Annotated in this window: 14 protein-coding genes; 5 read left to right on the plus strand and 9 right to left on the minus strand. The window is 69.2% G+C overall.

What is annotated here, in order from left to right:
* Positions 1–62: 62 nt before the first annotated feature.
* The 4 genes from KUD94_RS10470 to recG form a co-directional block, all read right to left on the minus strand.
* Positions 63–932 carry a 4-hydroxybenzoate octaprenyltransferase gene (locus tag KUD94_RS10470; RefSeq protein ID WP_218239270.1) on the minus strand — a complete coding sequence of 290 codons (870 nt, stop codon included), beginning with the start codon at positions 930–932 and terminating at the stop codon, positions 63–65.
* Between the two features lie 309 nt (positions 933–1,241).
* The gene (locus KUD94_RS10475; RefSeq protein ID WP_218237154.1) at positions 1,242–1,766 is read right to left on the minus strand and encodes a Dps family protein; all 525 of its coding nucleotides are present in this window, start codon (positions 1,764–1,766) and stop codon (positions 1,242–1,244) included.
* Between the two features lie 113 nt (positions 1,767–1,879).
* Complete coding sequence (locus KUD94_RS10480; protein WP_218237155.1) at positions 1,880–2,842, minus strand: LysR substrate-binding domain-containing protein; 963 nt, start codon at positions 2,840–2,842, stop codon at positions 1,880–1,882.
* Positions 2,843–2,893: 51 nt separating this feature from the next.
* Positions 2,894–4,990 (minus strand): ATP-dependent DNA helicase RecG, encoded by a 2,097-nt coding sequence (gene recG, locus KUD94_RS10485; protein ID WP_218237156.1) that lies wholly within the window; start codon positions 4,988–4,990, stop codon positions 2,894–2,896.
* An 84-nt stretch (positions 4,991–5,074) separates the two neighbouring features.
* Between recG and KUD94_RS10490 the strand changes: the two genes are divergently transcribed.
* From KUD94_RS10490 to queA, 3 genes are all read left to right on the plus strand, one after another.
* The gene (locus KUD94_RS10490; protein ID WP_218237157.1) at positions 5,075–6,340 is read left to right on the plus strand and encodes an HD-GYP domain-containing protein; all 1,266 of its coding nucleotides are present in this window, start codon (positions 5,075–5,077) and stop codon (positions 6,338–6,340) included.
* 34 nt (positions 6,341–6,374) lie between these two features.
* The gene (locus KUD94_RS10495) at positions 6,375–7,619 is read left to right on the plus strand and encodes an HD-GYP domain-containing protein (RefSeq protein WP_218237158.1); all 1,245 of its coding nucleotides are present in this window, start codon (positions 6,375–6,377) and stop codon (positions 7,617–7,619) included.
* A gap of 69 nt (positions 7,620–7,688) precedes the next feature.
* Entirely contained in the window at positions 7,689–8,783 is a 1,095-nt protein-coding gene (gene queA, locus KUD94_RS10500; RefSeq protein ID WP_218237159.1) for a tRNA preQ1(34) S-adenosylmethionine ribosyltransferase-isomerase QueA, read from the plus strand.
* Here the strand turns inward: queA and KUD94_RS10505 are convergent, their stop codons facing one another.
* The 5 genes from KUD94_RS10505 to trpE all read right to left on the minus strand — a co-directional run bounded on the left by KUD94_RS10505 (position 8,784) and on the right by trpE (position 15,987).
* Positions 8,784–11,819 carry a diguanylate cyclase gene (locus KUD94_RS10505; protein ID WP_218237160.1) on the minus strand — a complete coding sequence of 1,012 codons (3,036 nt, stop codon included), beginning with the start codon at positions 11,817–11,819 and terminating at the stop codon, positions 8,784–8,786. It lies immediately after the preceding gene.
* A gap of 64 nt (positions 11,820–11,883) precedes the next feature.
* Positions 11,884–12,684, minus strand: coding sequence for an indole-3-glycerol phosphate synthase TrpC (trpC, locus tag KUD94_RS10510; RefSeq protein ID WP_218239271.1), 801 nt, complete (start codon positions 12,682–12,684; stop codon positions 11,884–11,886).
* A 5-nt stretch (positions 12,685–12,689) separates the two neighbouring features.
* Entirely contained in the window at positions 12,690–13,724 is a 1,035-nt protein-coding gene (trpD, locus tag KUD94_RS10515; protein WP_218237161.1) for an anthranilate phosphoribosyltransferase, read from the minus strand.
* 105 nt (positions 13,725–13,829) lie between these two features.
* Positions 13,830–14,402 carry an aminodeoxychorismate/anthranilate synthase component II gene (locus KUD94_RS10520; protein WP_218237162.1) on the minus strand — a complete coding sequence of 191 codons (573 nt, stop codon included), beginning with the start codon at positions 14,400–14,402 and terminating at the stop codon, positions 13,830–13,832.
* 85 nt (positions 14,403–14,487) lie between these two features.
* On the minus strand, positions 14,488–15,987 hold the full coding sequence (gene trpE, locus KUD94_RS10525) for an anthranilate synthase component I (protein ID WP_218237163.1): 1,500 nt from the start codon (positions 15,985–15,987) through the stop codon (positions 14,488–14,490).
* Positions 15,988–16,290: 303 nt separating this feature from the next.
* Here trpE and KUD94_RS10530 point away from each other — a divergent pair, with 303 nt between their 5' ends.
* The gene (locus tag KUD94_RS10530) at positions 16,291–16,761 is read left to right on the plus strand and encodes a DsrE family protein (RefSeq protein WP_255568722.1); all 471 of its coding nucleotides are present in this window, start codon (positions 16,291–16,293) and stop codon (positions 16,759–16,761) included.
* Positions 16,762–17,021: 260 nt separating this feature from the next.
* Entirely contained in the window at positions 17,022–18,533 is a 1,512-nt protein-coding gene (locus tag KUD94_RS10535; protein WP_218237164.1) for a ShlB/FhaC/HecB family hemolysin secretion/activation protein, read from the plus strand.
* The last annotated feature ends 332 nt before the right edge of the window (positions 18,534–18,865 follow it).

The raw sequence follows: 18,865 nt of genomic DNA on the forward strand, positions 1-18,865 counted from the left end.
CACAGAGCGCATGCGGCCATGGCGCCGTCCCGCGCCGCACGTCGACCGGGCAGGCCGGCCGCTCAGCGCGCGTACGCCAGCGCCACGCCGGCAAACAGGCAGGCGCCCATCCAGTGGCTCTGGCTGAAGGCGGTAAAGCAACCCGCGCGCTCGCGCTGGCGGATCAGGCGGTAGTGCCAGGGCACCTGCGCCGCTGCGGCCAGCCAGCCGAGCCAGAAGGGCCAGCCCAGGCCCAGGGGCGCGAGCAGCCAGGCGGTGAGCAGCAGGCAGGCGCTGTAAAAACCGATGACGCAGGCCACGTCCCAGCGGCCAAAGGTGATGGCCGAGGTCTTGATACCTATCTTCAGGTCGTCGTCGCGGTCCACCATGGCGTATTCGGTGTCGTAGCCCAGCACCATGCCCATGTTGGCCAGCAGCAGCAGCCAGGCAAGCAGCGGCACGCCGCCCGTCACCGCCGCAAAGCCGATCACGATGCCGAAGCTGAAGGCCACGCCCAGCACTGCCTGGGGCACCGAAAGAAAGCGCTTGGTGTAGGGATAGACCACCGCCACCAGCACGCCGACCGCGGCCCAGGCCACGGCCTCCAGGCGCGTGGTGAGCACCAGCGCCAGCGCGAGCCCGGTGAGTACCATGCCGACCATGCCGGCCTCGGCCACCGACAGCTCGCCGGTAGTGAGCGGGCGCCCGCGCGTGCGCTTGACGTGGCGGTCGAACTCGCGGTCGGCAATGTCGTTGATCACGCAGCCGGCCGAGCGCGTGAGGATGGTGCCGGCCACGAAGACCGCCAGCAGATGCCAGCCCGGAAAGCCGCCCGAAGCCACCCACAAGGCCACCAGCGTGGGCCAGAGCAGCACCAGCCAGCCGGCCGGGCGGTTGAAGCGGATCAGGTCGAGGTAGAGCGCCAGCCGCGTGCGCGGCGCGCGGGCAGGCAGGGGCAGCGCGGAATCGGTCATGGGGCGAAATTGTCCGCAAAAGCCGCGCGCCCTGCACGCACGCCCGAATGCGCGCGCCCACTGCTTAGGGCGACGCTGAACAAGCCCCCGTGATTGCGCGCGCCCAGCCTGGGGATGGGCTGCAAGGCGCAAACCGCAGCAATAGCCGAAGCTATTGCGAGGATTTGCAAGGCCGCAGACCGCCGTAGGCTGGGATGCGCGACGCGCGAGGGGCTTGTTCAGCGTTGCCTTAGGTGTGCGGCGCGGCGGGCGCCTCTGAGGGCGCTCAGGCCCGAAGCGGCCGAACGCTCAATCCTGCAGCAGCGCGCGCAGCATCCAGGCCGTCTGCTCGTGCACCGTCAGGCGCTGGGTGAGCAAGTCGGTGGTGGGTTCGTCGTCGGCGTCGTCCACCAGGTCGAGCATGCCGCGCGCGGTGCGCGCGACCGCCTCGTGGCCCTCGACAAGGATGCGCACCATCTCCAGCGCCCTGGGCGGCGTGGCCGGGGCGTCCGCCAGCGAAGACAGCTTGCCGAACGCGGCATAGGAGCCCGGCGCCACGTGGCCCAGGGCGCGGATGCGCTCGGCGATCGGGTCCACCGCGTTCCACAGCTCGGTGTACTGCTCCATGAACATCAGGTGCAGGGTGTTGAACATCGGACCGGTCACGTTCCAGTGGAAGTTGTGCGTGGTCAGGTACAGCGTATAGGTGTCGGCCAGCAGGTGCGACAAGCCGTCGGCAATGGCCGCGCGGTCCTTCTCGCTGATGCCGATGTTGATCTGCAGGCCGGCGCTGCTCGGGCGTGCGCTGCGGGGTTGGTTGGGCTTCTTGGCCATGCGTGCTGCTCCTTGCTTGGGGTAAATGGGCGTGCTGAATACGATAGCAGCAAGCGCCGATTTTTCAAGGGTTTGGCGATGGTTTCTGGCTATCGCGCAAATAGCCATGCGCCTCAGGTGAGCATGCGCACGCCGGGCAGCTTGCAGGCGTAGATGGAATTGCGCAGCGCCGCAATCGCCTCGTAGCGCGTGAAGCTGCGCCGCCAGGCCAGCACCACGCGGCGGCTGGGTACCGGCACGCCCGGCGCCTCTTCCAGCGGCAGGTAGCGGATGGAGGGCTCGTCCGAGCGGCGCCGACGCACAGGCGAGAGCGCGTCCTGGGGCACGGCCAGGCGCGGCACCAGCGTCACGCCCATGCCGGCGGCCACCATGTGCTTGATGGTCTCCAGCGACGAGCCCTCGAAGGTGCGGCGTATGCCCTCGGCATTGGTGGCAAAGCGCGCAAACTCGGGGCAGACCTGCAGCACGTGGTCGCGAAAGCAATGGCCGGTGCCCAGGAGCAGCATGGTCTCGTTCTTCAGTTCCAGCGCCGATACCGCCGCCTGGCGCGCGAACGGATGGGTCGCGGGCACCGCCGCGAGAAATGGTTCGTCGTACAGCGGCGCCAGCGCCAGTCCGGTGTCGGGGAAGGGCTCGGCCAGGATGGCGCAGTCGATCTCGCCGGTGCGCAGCATCTCCAGCAGGCGCACGGTGAAGTTCTCCTGCAGCATCAGCGGCATCTGCGGCGTGCGCCGTATCGACTGGTACACGAGCTGCGGCAGCAGGTAGGGTCCTATGGTGTAGATGATGCCCAGGGTCAGCGCGCCGGCCAGCGGGTCCTTGCCGCGCTTGGCGATCTCGTGGATGGCCGCGGCCTGCTCCAGCACGCTCTGGGCCTGGCGCACGATCTCCTCGCCCAGCGTGGTCAGCGTGACTTCGGCGGCGCTGCGCTCGAAGATCTTCACCTCCAGCTCTTTTTCCAGCTTCTTGATGCCCACGGAGAGCGTCGGCTGGGCCACGAAGCAGGCCTCGGCCGCGCGGCCAAAGTGGCGCTCGCGCGCCACGGCCACGATGTATTTGAGTTCGGTCAGCGTCATGGGCGGGCCTGCCAGGTGCAATGGGTCGCGGATCGGGCGCCGGCGGCGCGCTCAAGCCTTGAGATATTCCGATTTTCCCCCGAGCCAGCGCGCAATGTGTGCGCTGGCAAGCTCAGGGTACTCGGCGAGCATGCGCGGCGCGGTATCGCGCGCCCATTGCAGCAGCGCGCCGTCGGTGGCCAGGTCGGCAAAGCGCAGCATCGCGTCGCCCGACTGACGCGCACCGAGGAATTCGCCGGGGCCGCGGATGTCCAGGTCGCGCCGCGCAATCTCGAAGCCGTCCTGGCTTTGCACCATGGCCCGGAGCCGCTCGCGCGCGCCCGGGCCCAGCCGCCCGCCTTCGCCCGTGCCGTAGAGCAGCACGCAGGCCGAGGCCGCCGCGCCGCGGCCCACGCGCCCGCGCAGCTGGTGCAGTTGCGACAGGCCAAAGCGCTCGGCGTGCTCGACCACCATCAGGCTGGCATTGGGCACGTCCACTCCGACCTCGATCACCGTGGTGCAGACGAGCAGCGCCAGCGCGCCCGCCTGGAAGGCCTGCATCACCGCCTGCTTCTCGGGCGCCGGCATGCGCGAATGCAGCAGGCCCACCTGCACGCCGGGCAGCTCCCCGGCCAATTCCATGTGGGTGGCGGTGGCATTGCGCAGGTCCAGTGCCTCGCTCTCTTCGATCAGCGGACAAACCCAGTAGGCCTGGCGCCCGCCCGCGACCTGATCGCGCAGCCGGGCTATGACCTCGTCGCGGCGGCTGTCGGCGATCAGCCGGGTGACGATGGGCGTGCGCCCCGGCGGCAGCTCGTCGATGGTGGAGACGTCCAGATCCGCGTAATAGCTCATCGCCAGCGTGCGCGGAATCGGCGTGGCGGTCATCATCAGCAGGTGCGGCTCGCCGCCCGCAGCGGCGCCGGGCTTTTGGCGCAGCGCCAGGCGCTGGGCCACGCCGAAGCGGTGTTGCTCGTCGATCACCACCAGGCCCAGGCGCGCGAGCTGCACCTGCTGCTGGATGACCGCGTGCGTGCCCACCACCAGCGCGGCCTGGCCGCTGGCGATCTGCGCGAGCATGGCGGCGCGCTCCTTCTTCTTCTGCCCGCCGGCGAGCCAGGCCACGGCCTGCCCGCGCGCTTCGAGCAGCGGCGCGAGCCATTGCACCAGCTTGGCAAAGTGCTGGCGCGCCAGGATCTCGGTTGGCGCCATGAGCACGCATTGCCAGCCCGCATCCATGGCCTGGCAGGCGGCCAGCGCCGCCACCACCGTCTTGCCCGCGCCCACGTCGCCCTGCAGCAGGCGGTGCATGGGCTGGGCCCGTGCCAGGTCGGCCGCAATCTCGGCGCCCACGCGCTGCTGCGCTGCGGTGAGAGCGAAGGGCAGACGCGCAAGCAGCGCCGCATGCAGACCCTGGCCAGCCTGCGGCAGCGCCAGCACCGGCGCGCGTTGGCGTGCCCGCTGGGCGCGCGCCGTGGCCTGGGAGAGCTGCTGCGCCAGCAACTCTTCGGCCTTCAGGCGCTGCCAGGCGGGGTGGCTGTGGTCTTGCAGCGTGGCCAGCGCCACGTCGGGCGTCGGGTGGTGCAAAAACAGGAGCGACTCGCGCAGTCCCCACCAGCTTTTTCTGCCATTTCCCATCTGAATTTGTGGCGGCAGCGGTGGCAGCAGCGCCTCGGGCACGGTGTCGGGCAGTTGCACCCGCGCCAGCGCCGTGGCCACTGCGCGGCGCAGATAGGCCTGGGGCAGCTGCGCGCTGGCCGGATAGACAGGGGTGAGCGCGGCGGGCAGCGGCCCTTCGGCCTTGCGAAACGCCGGATGCACCATCTGGCGCCCCCAGAAACCGCCGCGCATTTCGCCGCGCACGCGCAGGCGCTCGCCCACGGCCAGGGTCTTGAGCTGTGAAGGGTAGAAGCTGAAAAAGCGCAGCTCGCAGCGGTCGCTGCCGTCGTCCAGCACCACCACGAGCTGGCGGCGCGGGCGCTGCTGCACCTCGCTGTGCACCACCACGCCCTCGATCTGCGCAACCTCGCCGTCGCGCGCGTTGCGTATCGCGGTGATGCGGGTTTCGTCCTCGTAGCGCAGCGGCAGATGCAGCGCCAGGTCGATGTCCCTGAGCAGTCCCAGCCGCTCCAGCGCCTGCTGCGCAGGGCTGCGCCGTACAGTTGACAATTTCGCGGAATTGCGGGGTGCCTCGCTCACCCAAACAGGCTACCATGGCCGCCATCCATTGCAGCCGATTCTGCCGCCCGGGGCATGCTCAAGCGCATACACGTCCGCCATCTTGCCGCAGGCATGTATATCCACGAGTTTTGTGGCTCGTGGATGGAGCACCCGTTCTGGCGCACGCGCTTTCTGCTCAGGAACGCGCAAGACATCGCGCGCATCCGGGACAGCTCCATCCAGGAGGTCTGGATCGATACCGCCAAGGGCCGCGACGTGGCCCAGGCCGCCGAGCCGGTGCTGCCGGACGAGGCTGAGGCCCAGATCCAGAGCGCGCTGGCCGAGCTGCAGCCCGAGCTGCCCACCACGCCACTGCCCCAGGCCGCGCCGCTGGCCGACCTCTCCCCCACCAGCACCAGCGAGGAGCTGCAGCGTGCGCGCAGCATCTGCAATCGTGCGCGCGAGCAGGTGCTGTCGATGTTCGAGGAGGCGCGCATGGGCCAGGCGATCAACGCCCAGGGCGCGCAGGCGACGGTAGACGAGCTCGCCGGGTCGCTCGCGCGCAACCCTGGCGCGCTGATCAGTCTGGCGCGGCTGAAGACGGCCGACGAATACACCTACATGCACTCGGTGTCGGTCTGCGCGCTGATGATGGCGCTGGCGCGCCAGCTGCAGCTCGACGAGGCCACGGTGCGCATGGCGGGCCTGGCGGGGCTGATGCACGACGTGGGCAAGGCGCGCATTCCCGACGCCATCCTGAACAAGCCGGCGCGCCTGAGCGAAGAGGAGTTCGACATCATGCGCAGCCACCCGGCCTTCGGCCTGGAAATCCTGCGCGTGAGCAAGATGCCGATGCAGGTGCTCGACGCCTGCCTGCACCACCACGAGAAAATGGACGGCAGCGGCTACCCGCACCGCCTGACCGGGCCCGACATCCACCTGCTGGCGCGCATGAGCGCGGTCTGCGACGTCTACGACGCCATCACCTCCAACCGCCCCTACAAGAACGGCTGGGACCCGTCGGACGCGCTCCGACGCATGGCCGAATGGACGCGCGGGCACTTTGACAGCCGCATCTTCCAGGCCTTCGTCAAGTGCATGGGCATCTACCCCACGGGTTCGCTGGTGCGCCTCGCCTCAGGGCATCTGGCGGTGGTGCAGGAGCAATCCCCGGGCACCCTGCTGGCGCCGCGCGTCAAGGCCTTCTACAGCCTGCACAGGGGCGAGCGCATCGCGCCGCAGCTGATTGACCTGTCGCGCGCCGGCGCCGAGGACCGGATCGCCGCGCGCGAAGACCCCGCCCGGTGGGGCTTTTCCGATTTGAATACCCTCTGGTCTGGCCTGCCCCTGCCCCCCTGAACACCGCGGTGCCCAAGCACCATTTTTTCGCCCAATGCTCAAGCGTATTTCCGTTGATGACCTCGCCCTCGGCATGTTCGTGCACGAGTTCTGCGGCTCCTGGATGGACCATCCGTTCTGGCGCGCACGCTTTGTGCTGGACAGCGCGCGCGACCTGGAGCGCATCCGCGCCACGCCCATCCGCGAAGTGATCATCGACACCGCCCGCGGCAAGGACGTGCAGCGCGCGCCCGCCGACACCGCTGGCAGCGCGCCGGCTACCGCCTCCGTCCCCGAGTCCGCCCCCGAGCCGCCGCCCGAATCCGGCGCAGCGCAGCGCAGCCCCGCCAGCATGCAGGACGAAATGCGCCGCGCCGCGCTGATCTGCAACAAGGCACGCCAGGCGGTGGTATCCATGTTCAGCGAGGTGCGCCTGGGCAAGGCGCCCGACACCGTGCTGGCCAGCGGCCTGGTGCAGGAGATTTCCGATTCGGTGATGCGCAACCCCGGCGCGCTGATCAGCCTGGCGCGGCTGAAGACGGCCGACGACTACACCTACATGCATTCGGTCGCGGTGTGCGCGCTGATGGTGGCGCTGGGCCGCCAGCTCGGCCTGGACGAAGCCCAGCTGCGCACCGCCGGCATGGCCGGCCTGCTGCACGACCTGGGCAAGGCGATGATGGACCAGAGCGTGCTGAACAAGCCGGGCAAGCTCACCGACGCGGAGTTCGAGCACATCAAGACCCATCCGCACGAAGGCTGGAAGCTGCTGCACCAGGCGGGCAGCGTGGACGCGGCGGTGCTGGACGTGGTGCGCCACCACCACGAGCGCATGGACGGGCGCGGCTACCCCGACGGCCTCAGCGGCGAGCGCTTTTCACTGCTCGCGCGCATGGGGGCGATTTGCGACGTCTACGACGCCATCACCTCCAATCGCCCCTACAAGCGCGGCTGGGACCCGGCCGAATCGATACGCCGCATGGCCGAATGGACCAAGGGGCATCTGGACCCGGTGGTGTTCCAGGCCTTCGTCAAGAGCCTGGGCATCTACCCGACCGGATCGCTGGTGCGGCTGAACTCGGGCCGCCTGGCGGTGGTGCTGGAGCAATCGCGCGAGACCCTGGTCGCGCCAGTGGTCAAGGCCTTTTATTCGACCAAGTCCGGGTTGCGCATCACGCCCGAGCTCATCCACTTGGCCGCGCCGGGCTGCCGCGACGGCATCGCCGGGCGCGAAGAGCCCTCGAAATGGAATTTCCCCGACCTGGACGAACTCTGGACCGAAGCCGAAGTGGCCGCCTGAGCGCGCGACAATCGGCCTCTTGCACACAGACCCGGCGTGGCCTCTTGCGCGTGAGCCACGCAACCCCCGATGACGCTTCCCGCGGACCACGCCTACACGCTGGGCGATTTCGACTTCGCCCTGCCCCCCGAACTGATCGCCCAGCATCCCGCGCCCGAGCGCAGCGGCTCGCGCCTGCTGGACGCTTGCAGCTGGCCGCCGGGCGAGCGCATCTTCAGACAGTTGCCGGCGCTGCTGGCGCCCGGCGACCTGATGGTGTTCAACGACACCCAGGTGGTGAAGGCGCGCCTGTTCGGCGAAAAGAGCACCGGCGGCCACGTGGAGCTGTTGATCGAGCGCGTGCTGGCCGATGGCGAAGTCCTCGCCCACATGAAGGTCAGCAAGAAGCCCGCGCCGGGCGCGACGCTGCACTTTGCCGGCGGCGCGGCGCAGGGCGGCTTTGACGCGGTGCTGCTTGCGCGCTGGCCCGACGCCCATGGGCCACTGTTTCGGCTGCGCCTGCATGGCGGCGCCGGCGAAACGCCCTGGGAGCTGATGCGCCGGCACGGCCATCTGCCGCTGCCGCCCTACATCCGGCGTGAGCAAGCGGGCGGCCACGACCGCTACGAAGCCGAGGACAACGAGCGCTACCAGACCATCTTCGCGCACACGCCCGGGGCCGTGGCCGCGCCCACGGCCGCGCTGCATTTCGACCAGGGTGTGCTCGCCGCCCTGGCCGAGCGCGGCGTGCAGCACGCGCAGGTGACGCTGCATGTGGGCGCGGGCACCTTCCAGCCGGTCAAGAGCGAGAACATTGCCGAGCACCACATGCACAGCGAGTGGTATTGCATTCCACCGGAAACGCTCGCCGCCATTGCCGCCTGCCGTGCGCGCGGCGCCCGGGTGCTGGCCATTGGCACGACCACGGTGCGCACGCTCGAATCCTGGGCGCGCACGGGCCTGAGCAGCGCCGACACCGACATCTTCATCACGCCCGGCTTCGACTTTCGCGTGGTCGACCTGCTGGTGACCAATTTTCACCTGCCCAGAAGCACGCTGATGATGCTGGTGAGCGCCTTCGCCGGCTACGAGCACGTGATGCGCCTGTACCGCCATGCGGTCGCGCAGCGCTACCGCTTCTTCAGCTACGGCGACGCGATGCTGCTGCAGCGCGCGGCGCGTTGATCACTCGTTCGCCGCCACCTGGTTGCGCCCGCGCTGCTTGGCCAGGTACAGCGCCCGGTCGGCCAGCGCCACCAGGCGCTGCGCGTCGCCCAGCTCATCGGGCACCAGCGCGGCCACACCTATGCTGACGGTGACCACGCCGGCGACGTTCGAGCCCTCGTGCACCACCGCCAGGTCTTGCACCGCCTGGCGCAGCGCCTCGGCCTTGCGCAGGCCGCCGTCCAGGTCGCACATCGGCAGCACGCACAAAAACTCCTCGCCGCCGTAGCGCCCCACCAGGTCGTGCGCGCGGCTCAGGCCGGCACGCAGCGCCCCGGCCACCGCCACCAGGCATTCGTCGCCCTCCTGGTGGCCATAGAGATCATTGAAGGCCTTGAACAAGTCGATGTCTATCATCAGCAGCGCCAGCGACTGGGCCCCGCGCTGGCAGCGTCCCCATTCGGCCTTGAGCGTGAGGTCGAGCTGGCGCCGGTTGGCCACGCCGGTGAGGGCGTCGATATAAGCCATTTCGCGCAGCATCTCGCTGTGCGCGTGCTGCTCGGTCCGATCGACGAAGGCCAGCAGATAGTGCTCGCCAAAGGCCATGCCGCTCACCGACATGATGCGCTGGCCCGAGCTGCGCGTCCACATGCGCGCGTCCCCGGGCAGAATGCGCCCGCCGTGCTGCGGCGCGTTGGCCTTGGCGTCGTTCCACTGCTGCCACATCTGCGCGCGGTAGTCCTCGTCCGGATAGACCTCGTGCCACCAGCGCTCGCGCGTGATGACCTCGTCGGGGCCGTAGCCAAAGTACTGCTCGAAGGCGCGGTTGCGGTAATAGAACAAGCCGTCCTGGTCGACCATGCACAAGGCCACGGGCATCTCGCGCATCAAGTGGTCCAGCAGCTGCTGCGCCTCCTGCAGGCGAGTGGCCTGGGCGCGCGCTTCGGTTACGTCCTGCGCATAGCCGTGCCACTGCACTGCGCCGCCCGGCAGGCGCTGGGGCCGGGCCTGGGCGCGCACCCAGCGCTGCGGCTGGCCAGGCAGCTTGACCCGGTAGTCGTGGCTCCACAGCGTCAGGTCGCGCGCGCAAGCGGCGAGCTTTTGCATGCCGCTGTCGAAGTCGGCCCGCTCGAAGCGCTCGAACACCGACTGCGCGTCGCTGCACATCTGCTCGGGGGTGACGCCGTACAGCGCGATAGCGCCCTTGCTCGCGTAGGTGAAGTACGTGCGCCCATCGGGCTCCAGGCGCGACTGGTAGAGCAGCCCGGGCACGTTCTCGACCAGCATGTCCAGGCGCTCGCGCAGCGCGTGCTCGGCCGTCGTATCCCAGAGGTAGCCGCTCCACAGCGTGGCGCCATCGTCCGCGCGCCGCGGCTGCGACATGCCGCTGACCCAGCGCACCGCGCCGCCGGGCAGGACCACGCGATAGGAATGGCGCCAGGCGGTGAGGTTTTGCACCGACACCAGCAGGCTGCGCAGCAGCGGCGCCACATCCTGCGGATGCACGCGCTTGAGCAGGTGGCCGGCGCTTTGCCTGAGCTGCTCGGGCGTCAACTCCAGCAACTCGCGGATCTTGTCCGTGCAGAACGGAAAGCTGTCGCGTCCGCTCGGGTCGCGGCGGTACTCGAACAGCGCACCGGGCACGCCGGCACTCAGGCGCTCCAGCCGGGTTTCCAGCGCGCGCCGCTGGCTGATGTCGCTCTGTACCCCGGCCACGCGCAGCGGCCGGCCGCTGTCTTCGCGCTCCACCACGCGCCCGCGCACCTCCACCCACTGGTAGCTGCCGTCCTTGCGGCGCATGCGGTGCACGCTCTCGAAAAACACTTCCTCGCGCTGGGCTACGAACTGGCGCAGGCGCTGCAGCAGGTCCGCGCGGTCGTCGGGATGCAGCAGGCTCTCCCAGGCATGCCAGCTGCTGCCGAATTCGTCTTCGCCGTAGCCCAGCATGGTCTGCACCGCGGGCGAGTAGTACATCCGCCGCGTGCGCTGGTCCCAGTCCCAGATGCCCATGTGCGTGGCGTGCAGCACCGCACTCCAGCGTGCCTGCAGGCTCTGCAGCTCCTGCTTCTCGTCCCGGCGCTGCGCCTGGCGCGAGCGTCGGCGCCGGCGCACCCAGACGAGGCCGCCGAGCGCGGCCAGGGTGCCGAGCAGATACAACAGCGCGAGCGCCCGGGCCAGCGCATGCCAGTTGTCCATGATGGCGCGCGTGCTGCGTGCCACGCTCAGCGTGAGCGGCCGGTCGGTGACCACGCCGGGCAGGCTAAGGCTTTGCACTGCCGCGACCAGTTCGGGCGACTGCCCGTGGACGGCCACCTGCTGCACGCTGGCCGGCACCCCCAGCGCCCGATGGCGCATGAGCGCCATGCCCTGGGCCGTGGGGTCCAGGGCCGCGCCCGCTCCGTCGTCACCCAGCGGGATGAGCATGGCCTGCTCGCCGTAGATGAGTTGCGCCACCGCGTCCGGCGCCATCCGGACGTCTGCAAAGCTGCGCTTGAGCAGCGACAGGTCGAGCGCCGCCGACACGACGCCGAGCAACTGTGCCTCGGGGGAAACAATGGCGCGCGAGAGCATCAACGCGCCGCCCGTGAGACCTTGCCTGTGCGGCGGACCGAGGTAAAGCGTGCGCGCGGACGGCGCGCGGCGAAGCGGCTCAAAGAAGGGCTCGCCGTCGCGGCGCGTGCCGATGAGCGCGCCGTCGCTCGCCGCAAGCACCACGCCCTGCCCGTCGAGCACCGCCATGAGGCCGCCGGCAAGTCGCGCCTGCGCCTGCACCTGGCGCAGCAGCCAGCCGCTGCCTGTGGCCGCTTCCTCGCGCGTGTGCTCGGGCGCATCGGCCAGTACCGCGAGCATGCCGTCGAGTGTCACGATCTGCTGCGCCAGCAGCGAGGACAACACCCGCGCCTGCTGCGCCAGCAGCGCGCCCTCGCGCTCTTGCACCCGCCCCTGGGCCAGCCAGAGCACGCCGGCCAGCAACAGGCCTACCAGCAGCCAGACCAGAGCCAGCCAGCGCAGCTCACCCGCCGAGGGATTCAGCGCATGGGCGCCAGCATCCGCCATGGCCGGCACAGGGGCAAAACGAGGGAGAGCATGATCGGTCCGATGAAACGTAACCGATTGCAATTTACCCGAACAATTGCCCCAATGCCAGCCCCGGATCGGCCGCGCGCATCAGCGTTTCCCCTATGAGAAAGGCGCCAATGCCGGCTTCGCGCAGGGTTCGCACGTCCTGGCGCGTGGCGATGCCCGATTCGGCCACCAGCAGCCGGTCGGGCGGCACCTCGGCGCGCAGGCGCAGCGTGGTCTGCAGGCTGACCTCGAAGCTGCGCAGATTGCGGTTGTTGATGCCTATGAGCGGCGTCTTCAGGCGCAGCGCGCGTTCGAGCTCGGGCGCGTCGTGCACCTCCACCAGCACCGCCATGCCCAGCTCGTGCGCCAGCGCCTCCATGTCGGCCATCGGGCCGTCGTCCAGGCAGGCGGCGATCAGGAGGATGCAGTCCGCGCCCATGGCGCGCGCCTCGTGGATCTGCCAAGGGTCGATCATGAAGTCCTTGCGCAGCACCGGCAGCACGCAGGCGGCGCGCGCCTGCTGCAAATATTCGGGCGCGCCTTGGAAGTAGTGCGCGTCGGTCAGCACCGACAGGCAGGCCGCCGCCAGCGCGCCGTCGCCGCGGGCGTAGCTGCGCGCAAGCTCTGCGGGCGCAAAGTCGGCCCGGATCACGCCCTGGCTGGGGCTGGCCTTCTTGATCTCGGCGATCACCGCGGGCTGGCCAGCAGCGATGCGCGCGCGCAGGCTGCCCACGAAGTCGCGCACCGGCGCGCCGGCCTGGGCCTGGGCGCGCAGGGCGGATAGAGGCCTGCGCGCCTTGGCGGCGGCGACCTCCTCGGCCTTGGTCGCGCAGATGGCCTGCAGGATGTCGGGCACCGCGCTCATGCCTTGCAGCTCTGGGTGAAGGCGACGAAGGCGTCAAGCCGGGCGCGCGCGGCGCCGCTGGCCACCACCTGCTGCGCGCGGCGCAAGCCGTCGGCAATGCTCTGCGCCACGCCGGCGGCGTAGAGCGCGGCGCCCGCGTTCAGGCAGACCACGTCGTGCGCCGGGCCTTCCTCGCCCTGCAGCACGCCCATCAGCATGGCCCGCGATTCCTCTGGCGTCTCTACCTTGAGCGCGCGCGTGCCGGCCATGCGCAGGCCGAAATCCTCGGGGTGGATTTCGTATTCGCGCACCACGCCGTCCCTGAGCTCGCCCACGCGCGTGCCCGCGCCCAGGCTGATCTCGTCCAGGCCGTCGCGCCCGTAGACCACCAGCGCGTGCTCGGCGCCCAGGCGCTGCAGCGCGCGCACCTGGATGCCCACGAGGTCTTCGTGAAACACCCCCATCAGGATGTTGGGCGCGCCCGCCGGGTTGGTCAGCGGTCCCAGGATGTTGAACAGCGTGCGCACGCCCATCTCGCGGCGCACCGGCGCGACGTTCTTCATCGCCGGATGGTGGTTGGGCGCGAACATGAAGCCAATGCCGACCTCGGCCACCGAGCGCGCGATCTGCTCGGGCGTGAGCTGGATGTTCACGCCCAGTTGTTCCATCACGTCGGCGCTGCCCGACTTGCTGGAGACGCTGCGCCCGCCGTGCTTGCTCACCCGCGCGCCGGCGGCGGCGACGACGAAGGTGGCGCAGGTGGAGATGTTGAAAGTGCCGGCGCCGTCGCCCCCGGTGCCGACGATGTCCACCAAGTGCGCGGTATCGGCCACCTGCACCTTGGTGGAGAACTCGCGCATCACCTCGGCCGCGGCGGTGATCTCGCCTATGGTTTCCTTCTTCACGCGCAGGCCGGTGACGATGGCCGCGGTCATCACCGGCGAGAGCTCGCCGCGCATGATCATGCGCATCAGGTGCAGCATCTCGTCATGGAAGATTTCGCGGTGTTCGATGGTGCGCTGCAGCGCCTCCTGCGGGGTGATGGGGGTCATGGATGCTCCGTTTATAATAGCTGTTAGCGCTTTACTGGCAAGCGTTACAATGCAATTTGACTCAAATTCTCGCTCTTGCAGCCCACGCCGCGAAGTGCAAGCCGCTCAGGCGCGCTGCTCCAGGAAATTGCGCAAGAGCGCATGCCCGTGCTCGGTCAATATGCTCTCGGGGTGGAACTGCACGCCCTCCACGGCCAGCTCGCGATGGCGCACGCCCTGGATCTCGCCGTCCTCGCTCGTGGCCGTCACGATCAGGCATTCGGGCAGGCTGGCCTGCTCTACCACCAGCGAGTGGTAGCGGTTGACCGTGAACTCGCGCGGCAGCCCGGCGAACACGCCCTTCTGGTCCGTGGTGATCACGCTGGTCTTGCCGTGCATCTGCCTGCCCGCGCGCACCACCTTGCCGCCAAAGGCCTCGCCGATCGCCTGATGCCCGAGGCACACGCCCAGCAGCGGAACCTTGCCGGCAAAGTGGCGTATGGCCGCGACCGAAATGCCGGCCTCGCTCGGCGAGCTCGGGCCGGGCGAGACCACGATGCGCTCGGGCGCGCGCGCGGCAATGTCCTGCAGGCCAATCTCGTCGTTGCGCACCACCTCGACCTGCGCGCCCAGCTCGCCCAGGTACTGCACCAGGTTGTAGGTGAAGCTGTCGTAGTTGTCGATCATCAAGACGTTCATGCTGCCCCCACGCTGTTCACTTTGTGTACTGCGCTGGCCCGCGAGGGGGCCGTGCCTTGCCTGGGGCCACGGGGCGCTGCGGCATTCATTGCAATCCCTCCTCGACGAGTTCGGCCGCGCGCAGCAGCGCGCGCGCCTTGGCTTCGGTTTCCTTCCATTCAAGCTCGGGCACCGAATCGGCGACGACGCCGGCCGCCGCCTGCACGTAGAGCACCCCGTCCTTGACGATGCCGGTGCGGATCGCGATGGCCACGTCCATGTCGCCGGCGTAACTGAGATAGCCGCAGGCACCGCCGTACAGACCGCGCTTGGTCGGCTCCAGCCGGTCGATCAGCTCCATCGCATGCACCTTGGGCGCGCCGGTGAGCGTGCCCGCCGGAAAGGTCGCGCGCAGCACGTCCATGCTGCTCAGGCCCTCCCTGAGCAGGCCCTCGACATTGCTCACGATGTGCATCACATGGCTGTAGCGCTCGACGACGAAGGCCTCGGTCACCTTGACGCTGCCCACCTGCGCGATGCGCCCGATGTCGTTGCGCGCCAGGTCGATCAGCATCACGTGCTCGGCGCGCTCCTTGGGGTCGGCCAGCAACTCCTGCTCGGCCGCCTTGTCCTTCTCGGGCGTGGCGCCGCGCGGGCGGGTGCCGGCGAGCGGCCGGATGGTGATCTTGGTGCCCTCCTGGACCTGTTCCTGGCGCACCAGGATCTCGGGGCTTGCGCCCACCACCTGAAAGCCCCCGAAGTCGTAGAAATACATGTAGGGGCTGGGGTTGAGCGAGCGCAGCGCGCGGTACAGCGACAATGGCGACTCGGTATAGCGCTTGTGGATGCGCTGCCCCACCTGCACCTGCATGAACTCGCCGGCGGCGATCAACTCCTTGGCCTGCAGCACCGCGGCGATGTAGTCCGGCTTGGCAAAGCTGCGCTCGGCCGGATGACTCTCGCTTGCCCTCACCTGCGGCGCGCTGACCGAATACTTGAGCTGCTCCTTGAGTTCGCGCAGGCGCTTCTTGCCGCGCGCATAGGCCTCGGCCTGCGCCGGGTCGACCCAGACGATGAGGTAGAGCTTGCCCGAGAGGTTGTCGATCACCGCCACCTCTTCGCATTGCAGCAGCACGATGTCCGGGCAGCCCAGTTCGTCGGGCGGGCAGGTTTTTTCCAGCTTCTTTTCGATGTAGCGCACCGCGTCGTAGCCGAAATAGCCCGCAAGACCGCCGCAAAAGCGCGGCAGGCCGGGGCTGAGCGCCACCTTGAAACGCTGCTGGTAGGCGGCGATGAAGTCCAGCGGATTGCCGCTGACGCTCTCCACCACCACGCCATCGGTCACCACTTCGGTCTTTGCCGCCTCGCCAAAGCCGCTCGCGCGCAGCAGGGTGCGCGCGGGCAGGCCGATGAAGCTGTAGCGCCCGAAGCGCTCGCCGCCGACGACCGATTCGAGCAGAAAGCTGTTGGCGCCGTCGCCGCGCCCGCGCGCGAGCTTGAGGTAGAGCGAGAGCGGCGTCTCCAGGTCAGCAAAGGCTTCCGCGATCAATGGGATGCGGTTGTAGCCCGAGCCCGCGAGGCTCTTGAATTCCAGTTCCGTAATCACGGGGGTCTCCCAGTTCCGGCGGCGCAGATGCAGAGGCCGCCGGGTTCATCGTTCGGGGATAGGCCCGGCCCCTCGTGGCCAAAGCCTTCGGGCACCCTGGGAGGTGTACCCGGGGCGCGTTCAGCACAGGTGCATGCAGCTGCGCCAGGGCCAGGCTCCCCGGTCGCTCAGACCTGCAACGAACGCGCGATGGATGAACATGCGTGCCAGTGTAGCAAAGCCCGTGCGCCCTGCCCGGGGGCCCGGCCGGCGCCGAAGGCCGTTCGGCGCTACGCTGTGGCCTCAACGACACCAGGAGCCCCCATGCAACAGCTACCCACCCGATCGTCCATGCGCCGCAGCCTGCTCGCTTCGGGCCTGCTCGCGGCCAGCGCCACAGCCGTAGCAGCCGCAGCCCAGGACGCCAAGGACGGCCAGGACAAGGTGATCTACCACATCGACGACGCCGCCAGCCAGGCCACCAAGGGCCTGCGCAACATCCGCAACCACCTGGACGTGGCGCCGCAGACGCGCATCGTCGTGGTCACGCACGCCGCCGGCGTGGACTTCCTCATGGAAGCGGCCAAGGACGCGAAAAACCCCGACATCGATTACGCCGCCCTGGTCAGCGCCCTCAAAGGGCGCGGCGTGCGCTTCGAGGTCTGCGAAATCACGCTGCGCAACCGCAAGCTCAAGAAAGAGCAATTCATCATGGATGCCGACTTCACGCCCTCGGGCGTGGTGCGCATCGCCCAGTTGCAAAACCGCGAGCAGTTCGCCTACATCAAGCCCTGAGCCCGTGACGGGGCGCGGGCGGCAGCAGGAGGGCTGGCCAGCGCCGGTGCGTGAACAGAGCTCTTGCCAAGATGTGACAATTGTCTTAGTCTGTCTCGCACATTCTTGCGAGCACTTGCACCATGGCCAACACCCGCCCGCTTCAGCGCCCGCGAGTCCTGCCGCCCTTTGGCGCCTTCTCTCCTGCTCGCTCGTGGCGCGTCCTGTGCGCCGCCGGCGCCCTGTGCCTGAGCGCTGCAGCGTGGGCCGCCCAGGCACCCGTGCCAATCACCCAATTCGAAGTCGGCGGCAACACTCTGCTGAGCTCAGCCGAGGTTGAGCGCGCGCTGGGCGAGACAGGCGCGGCGATGACCATCGCCGACATGCAGGCTGCGGCCCAGCGCCTGCAAGATGCTTACGCGCAAGCAGGCCATGGCGCCGTGATCGTGCTGCTGCCCGAACAGACTTTTGACGACGGGCTGCTGCGCCTGCAAGTGGTCGAAGGGAAAATCAGCCAGATCAGCGTCACCGGGCAATACGGCTTCAGCCGCGAAAACATCCTGCGCAGCCTGCCCGCGCTGAGCCCGGGCCAGACGCCCCGACTCAAGGACTTGGACCGCGAGTTGTTGCTGGCCAACGCCAACCCGGCCAAGTACACACGCGTGGTGCTGCAGGCCGGCCAGAATCCGGGCGAAGTGCAGGCGCTTGCCACCGTCGAGGAACGCCCGCTGCCGCCCTGGCGCATGGACCTGGAGAACACCGGCACGCCAGACACCGGCCGCTGGCGCCTGGCGGCGAGCTACCAGAATCCCAACGTCGCCGACCGCGACATGGTGCTGGGCGTGCGCGCCGTCACCTCGCCGACCGCGCCCTCGCGCGTGGCGGTGCTGGGCAGCACGCTGCGCCTGCCGCTGTACGCGGCGCACACCGCAATCGAAGCCGCACTGCTCGCCTCCAACACCAAATCGAGCACCAACACCACCCCCGCAGGTGACTTGCGCTTTGCCGGTGACGGCCTGTCGGCGGGCGCGCGCGCGATCTGGCTGCTGCCGTTCGTGAGCGATGCCAAATCGCAGCTTTCGCTCGGCCTGGACATACGCCGCTACCGCACGCAGTGCACCCTCGGCGATCTGGGCGAGGCCGGCTGTGGTGCGGCGCGCAACAACACGCAGCACGCGCTGCCGCTGACACTGGGCTACACGCTGTACCGGCCCGATGCCTACCTCCTGAACCTGCAATGGGTGCGCAACCTCGCCTGGGGCAGCGCCGGACGCGACAGCGATTACGAGGCCAACCGCGCGGGCGCTACCAGCCACTACCAATTGCTGCGCGTCAACGCGCAGCTGCTGGGGCAGCTCTCGCGCCAGTGGCGGCTGAAGTGGCGCCTGGACGGCCAGATTGCGCCACGCGCGCTGGTTGCTGCCGAGCAGATCGGCGTGACCGGCAGCCAGACCGTGCGCGGCTACCAGGAGCGCGAGCTGATCGGCGACTCTGGCCTGTCGACCACGCTGGAGCTGAGCAGCCGCCTCGATACGCTGGTTGGCCAGCCGGTCTCGGACGCCTGGCCCACGCTCTCGCTCTTCGTGGACGCGGGGCAGGTCTCCAACCGCCTGGGCACGCCTTGCCGCCCGGGGCATTCGCGTTGCAGCGTCTGGTCGGCGGGCCTGGGCGCCGCGTGGAACGGGGAAAACCGTTTCTTCGTGCGCATCGAAGCGGCCCGCGCGGGCACGCGGCTGCAATTCACCGATCGCGGTGACTGGAAGCTGCACCTGGCCCTCTCCGCCCTGTTCTGACCAGCGCGCACCCAGGCCTTCACCGCACATCCGCCGCCGGAGCTCGACATGATTTCCTTTCTTCCCTCCCGACGCCCGGCCCTGATCGGCGCGCTCGTTGCTGCGGCGGCGTTGAACCTTGCGCCAGCGGCAGGGATCGCGCAAGTGACCGCCCCCCCGCCGTCGCCTTCACCGAGCCCTTCACCGAGCCCTACGCCCAGTCCAACGCCCAGTCCAACGCCCAGCCCTACGCCCAGTCCAACGCCGACGCCGCTACCGCCTCCTCTACCACCTCCTCCACCTCCGCCGCCGCCACCTCCTCCTCCGCCACCGCCTGCTCCCGCGCCGATACC

The sequence above is a fragment of the Comamonas sp. NLF-1-9 genome, assembly GCF_019195435.1.
Lineage (GTDB): Bacteria > Pseudomonadota > Gammaproteobacteria > Burkholderiales > Burkholderiaceae_C > Comamonas_C.

What these genes read in the sequence shown, in the direction of transcription:
- KUD94_RS10475 (WP_218237154.1), bottom strand. Translation starts at nt 1,766, where the DNA reads ATGGCCAAGAAGCCCAACCAACCCCGCAGCGCACGCCCGAGCAGCGCC.
- KUD94_RS10480 (WP_218237155.1), bottom strand. Translation starts at nt 2,842, where the DNA reads ATGACGCTGACCGAACTCAAATACATCGTGGCCGTGGCGCGCGAGCGC.
- KUD94_RS10490 (WP_218237157.1), top strand. Translation starts at nt 5,075, where the DNA reads ATGCTCAAGCGCATACACGTCCGCCATCTTGCCGCAGGCATGTATATC.
- KUD94_RS10495 (WP_218237158.1), top strand. Translation starts at nt 6,375, where the DNA reads ATGCTCAAGCGTATTTCCGTTGATGACCTCGCCCTCGGCATGTTCGTG.
- queA (WP_218237159.1), top strand. Translation starts at nt 7,689, where the DNA reads ATGACGCTTCCCGCGGACCACGCCTACACGCTGGGCGATTTCGACTTC.
- KUD94_RS10505 (WP_218237160.1), bottom strand. Translation starts at nt 11,819, where the DNA reads ATGGCGGATGCTGGCGCCCATGCGCTGAATCCCTCGGCGGGTGAGCTG.
- trpD (WP_218237161.1), bottom strand. Translation starts at nt 13,724, where the DNA reads ATGACCCCCATCACCCCGCAGGAGGCGCTGCAGCGCACCATCGAACAC.
- KUD94_RS10520 (WP_218237162.1), bottom strand. Translation starts at nt 14,402, where the DNA reads ATGAACGTCTTGATGATCGACAACTACGACAGCTTCACCTACAACCTG.
- KUD94_RS10530 (WP_255568722.1), top strand. Translation starts at nt 16,291, where the DNA reads ATGCAACAGCTACCCACCCGATCGTCCATGCGCCGCAGCCTGCTCGCT.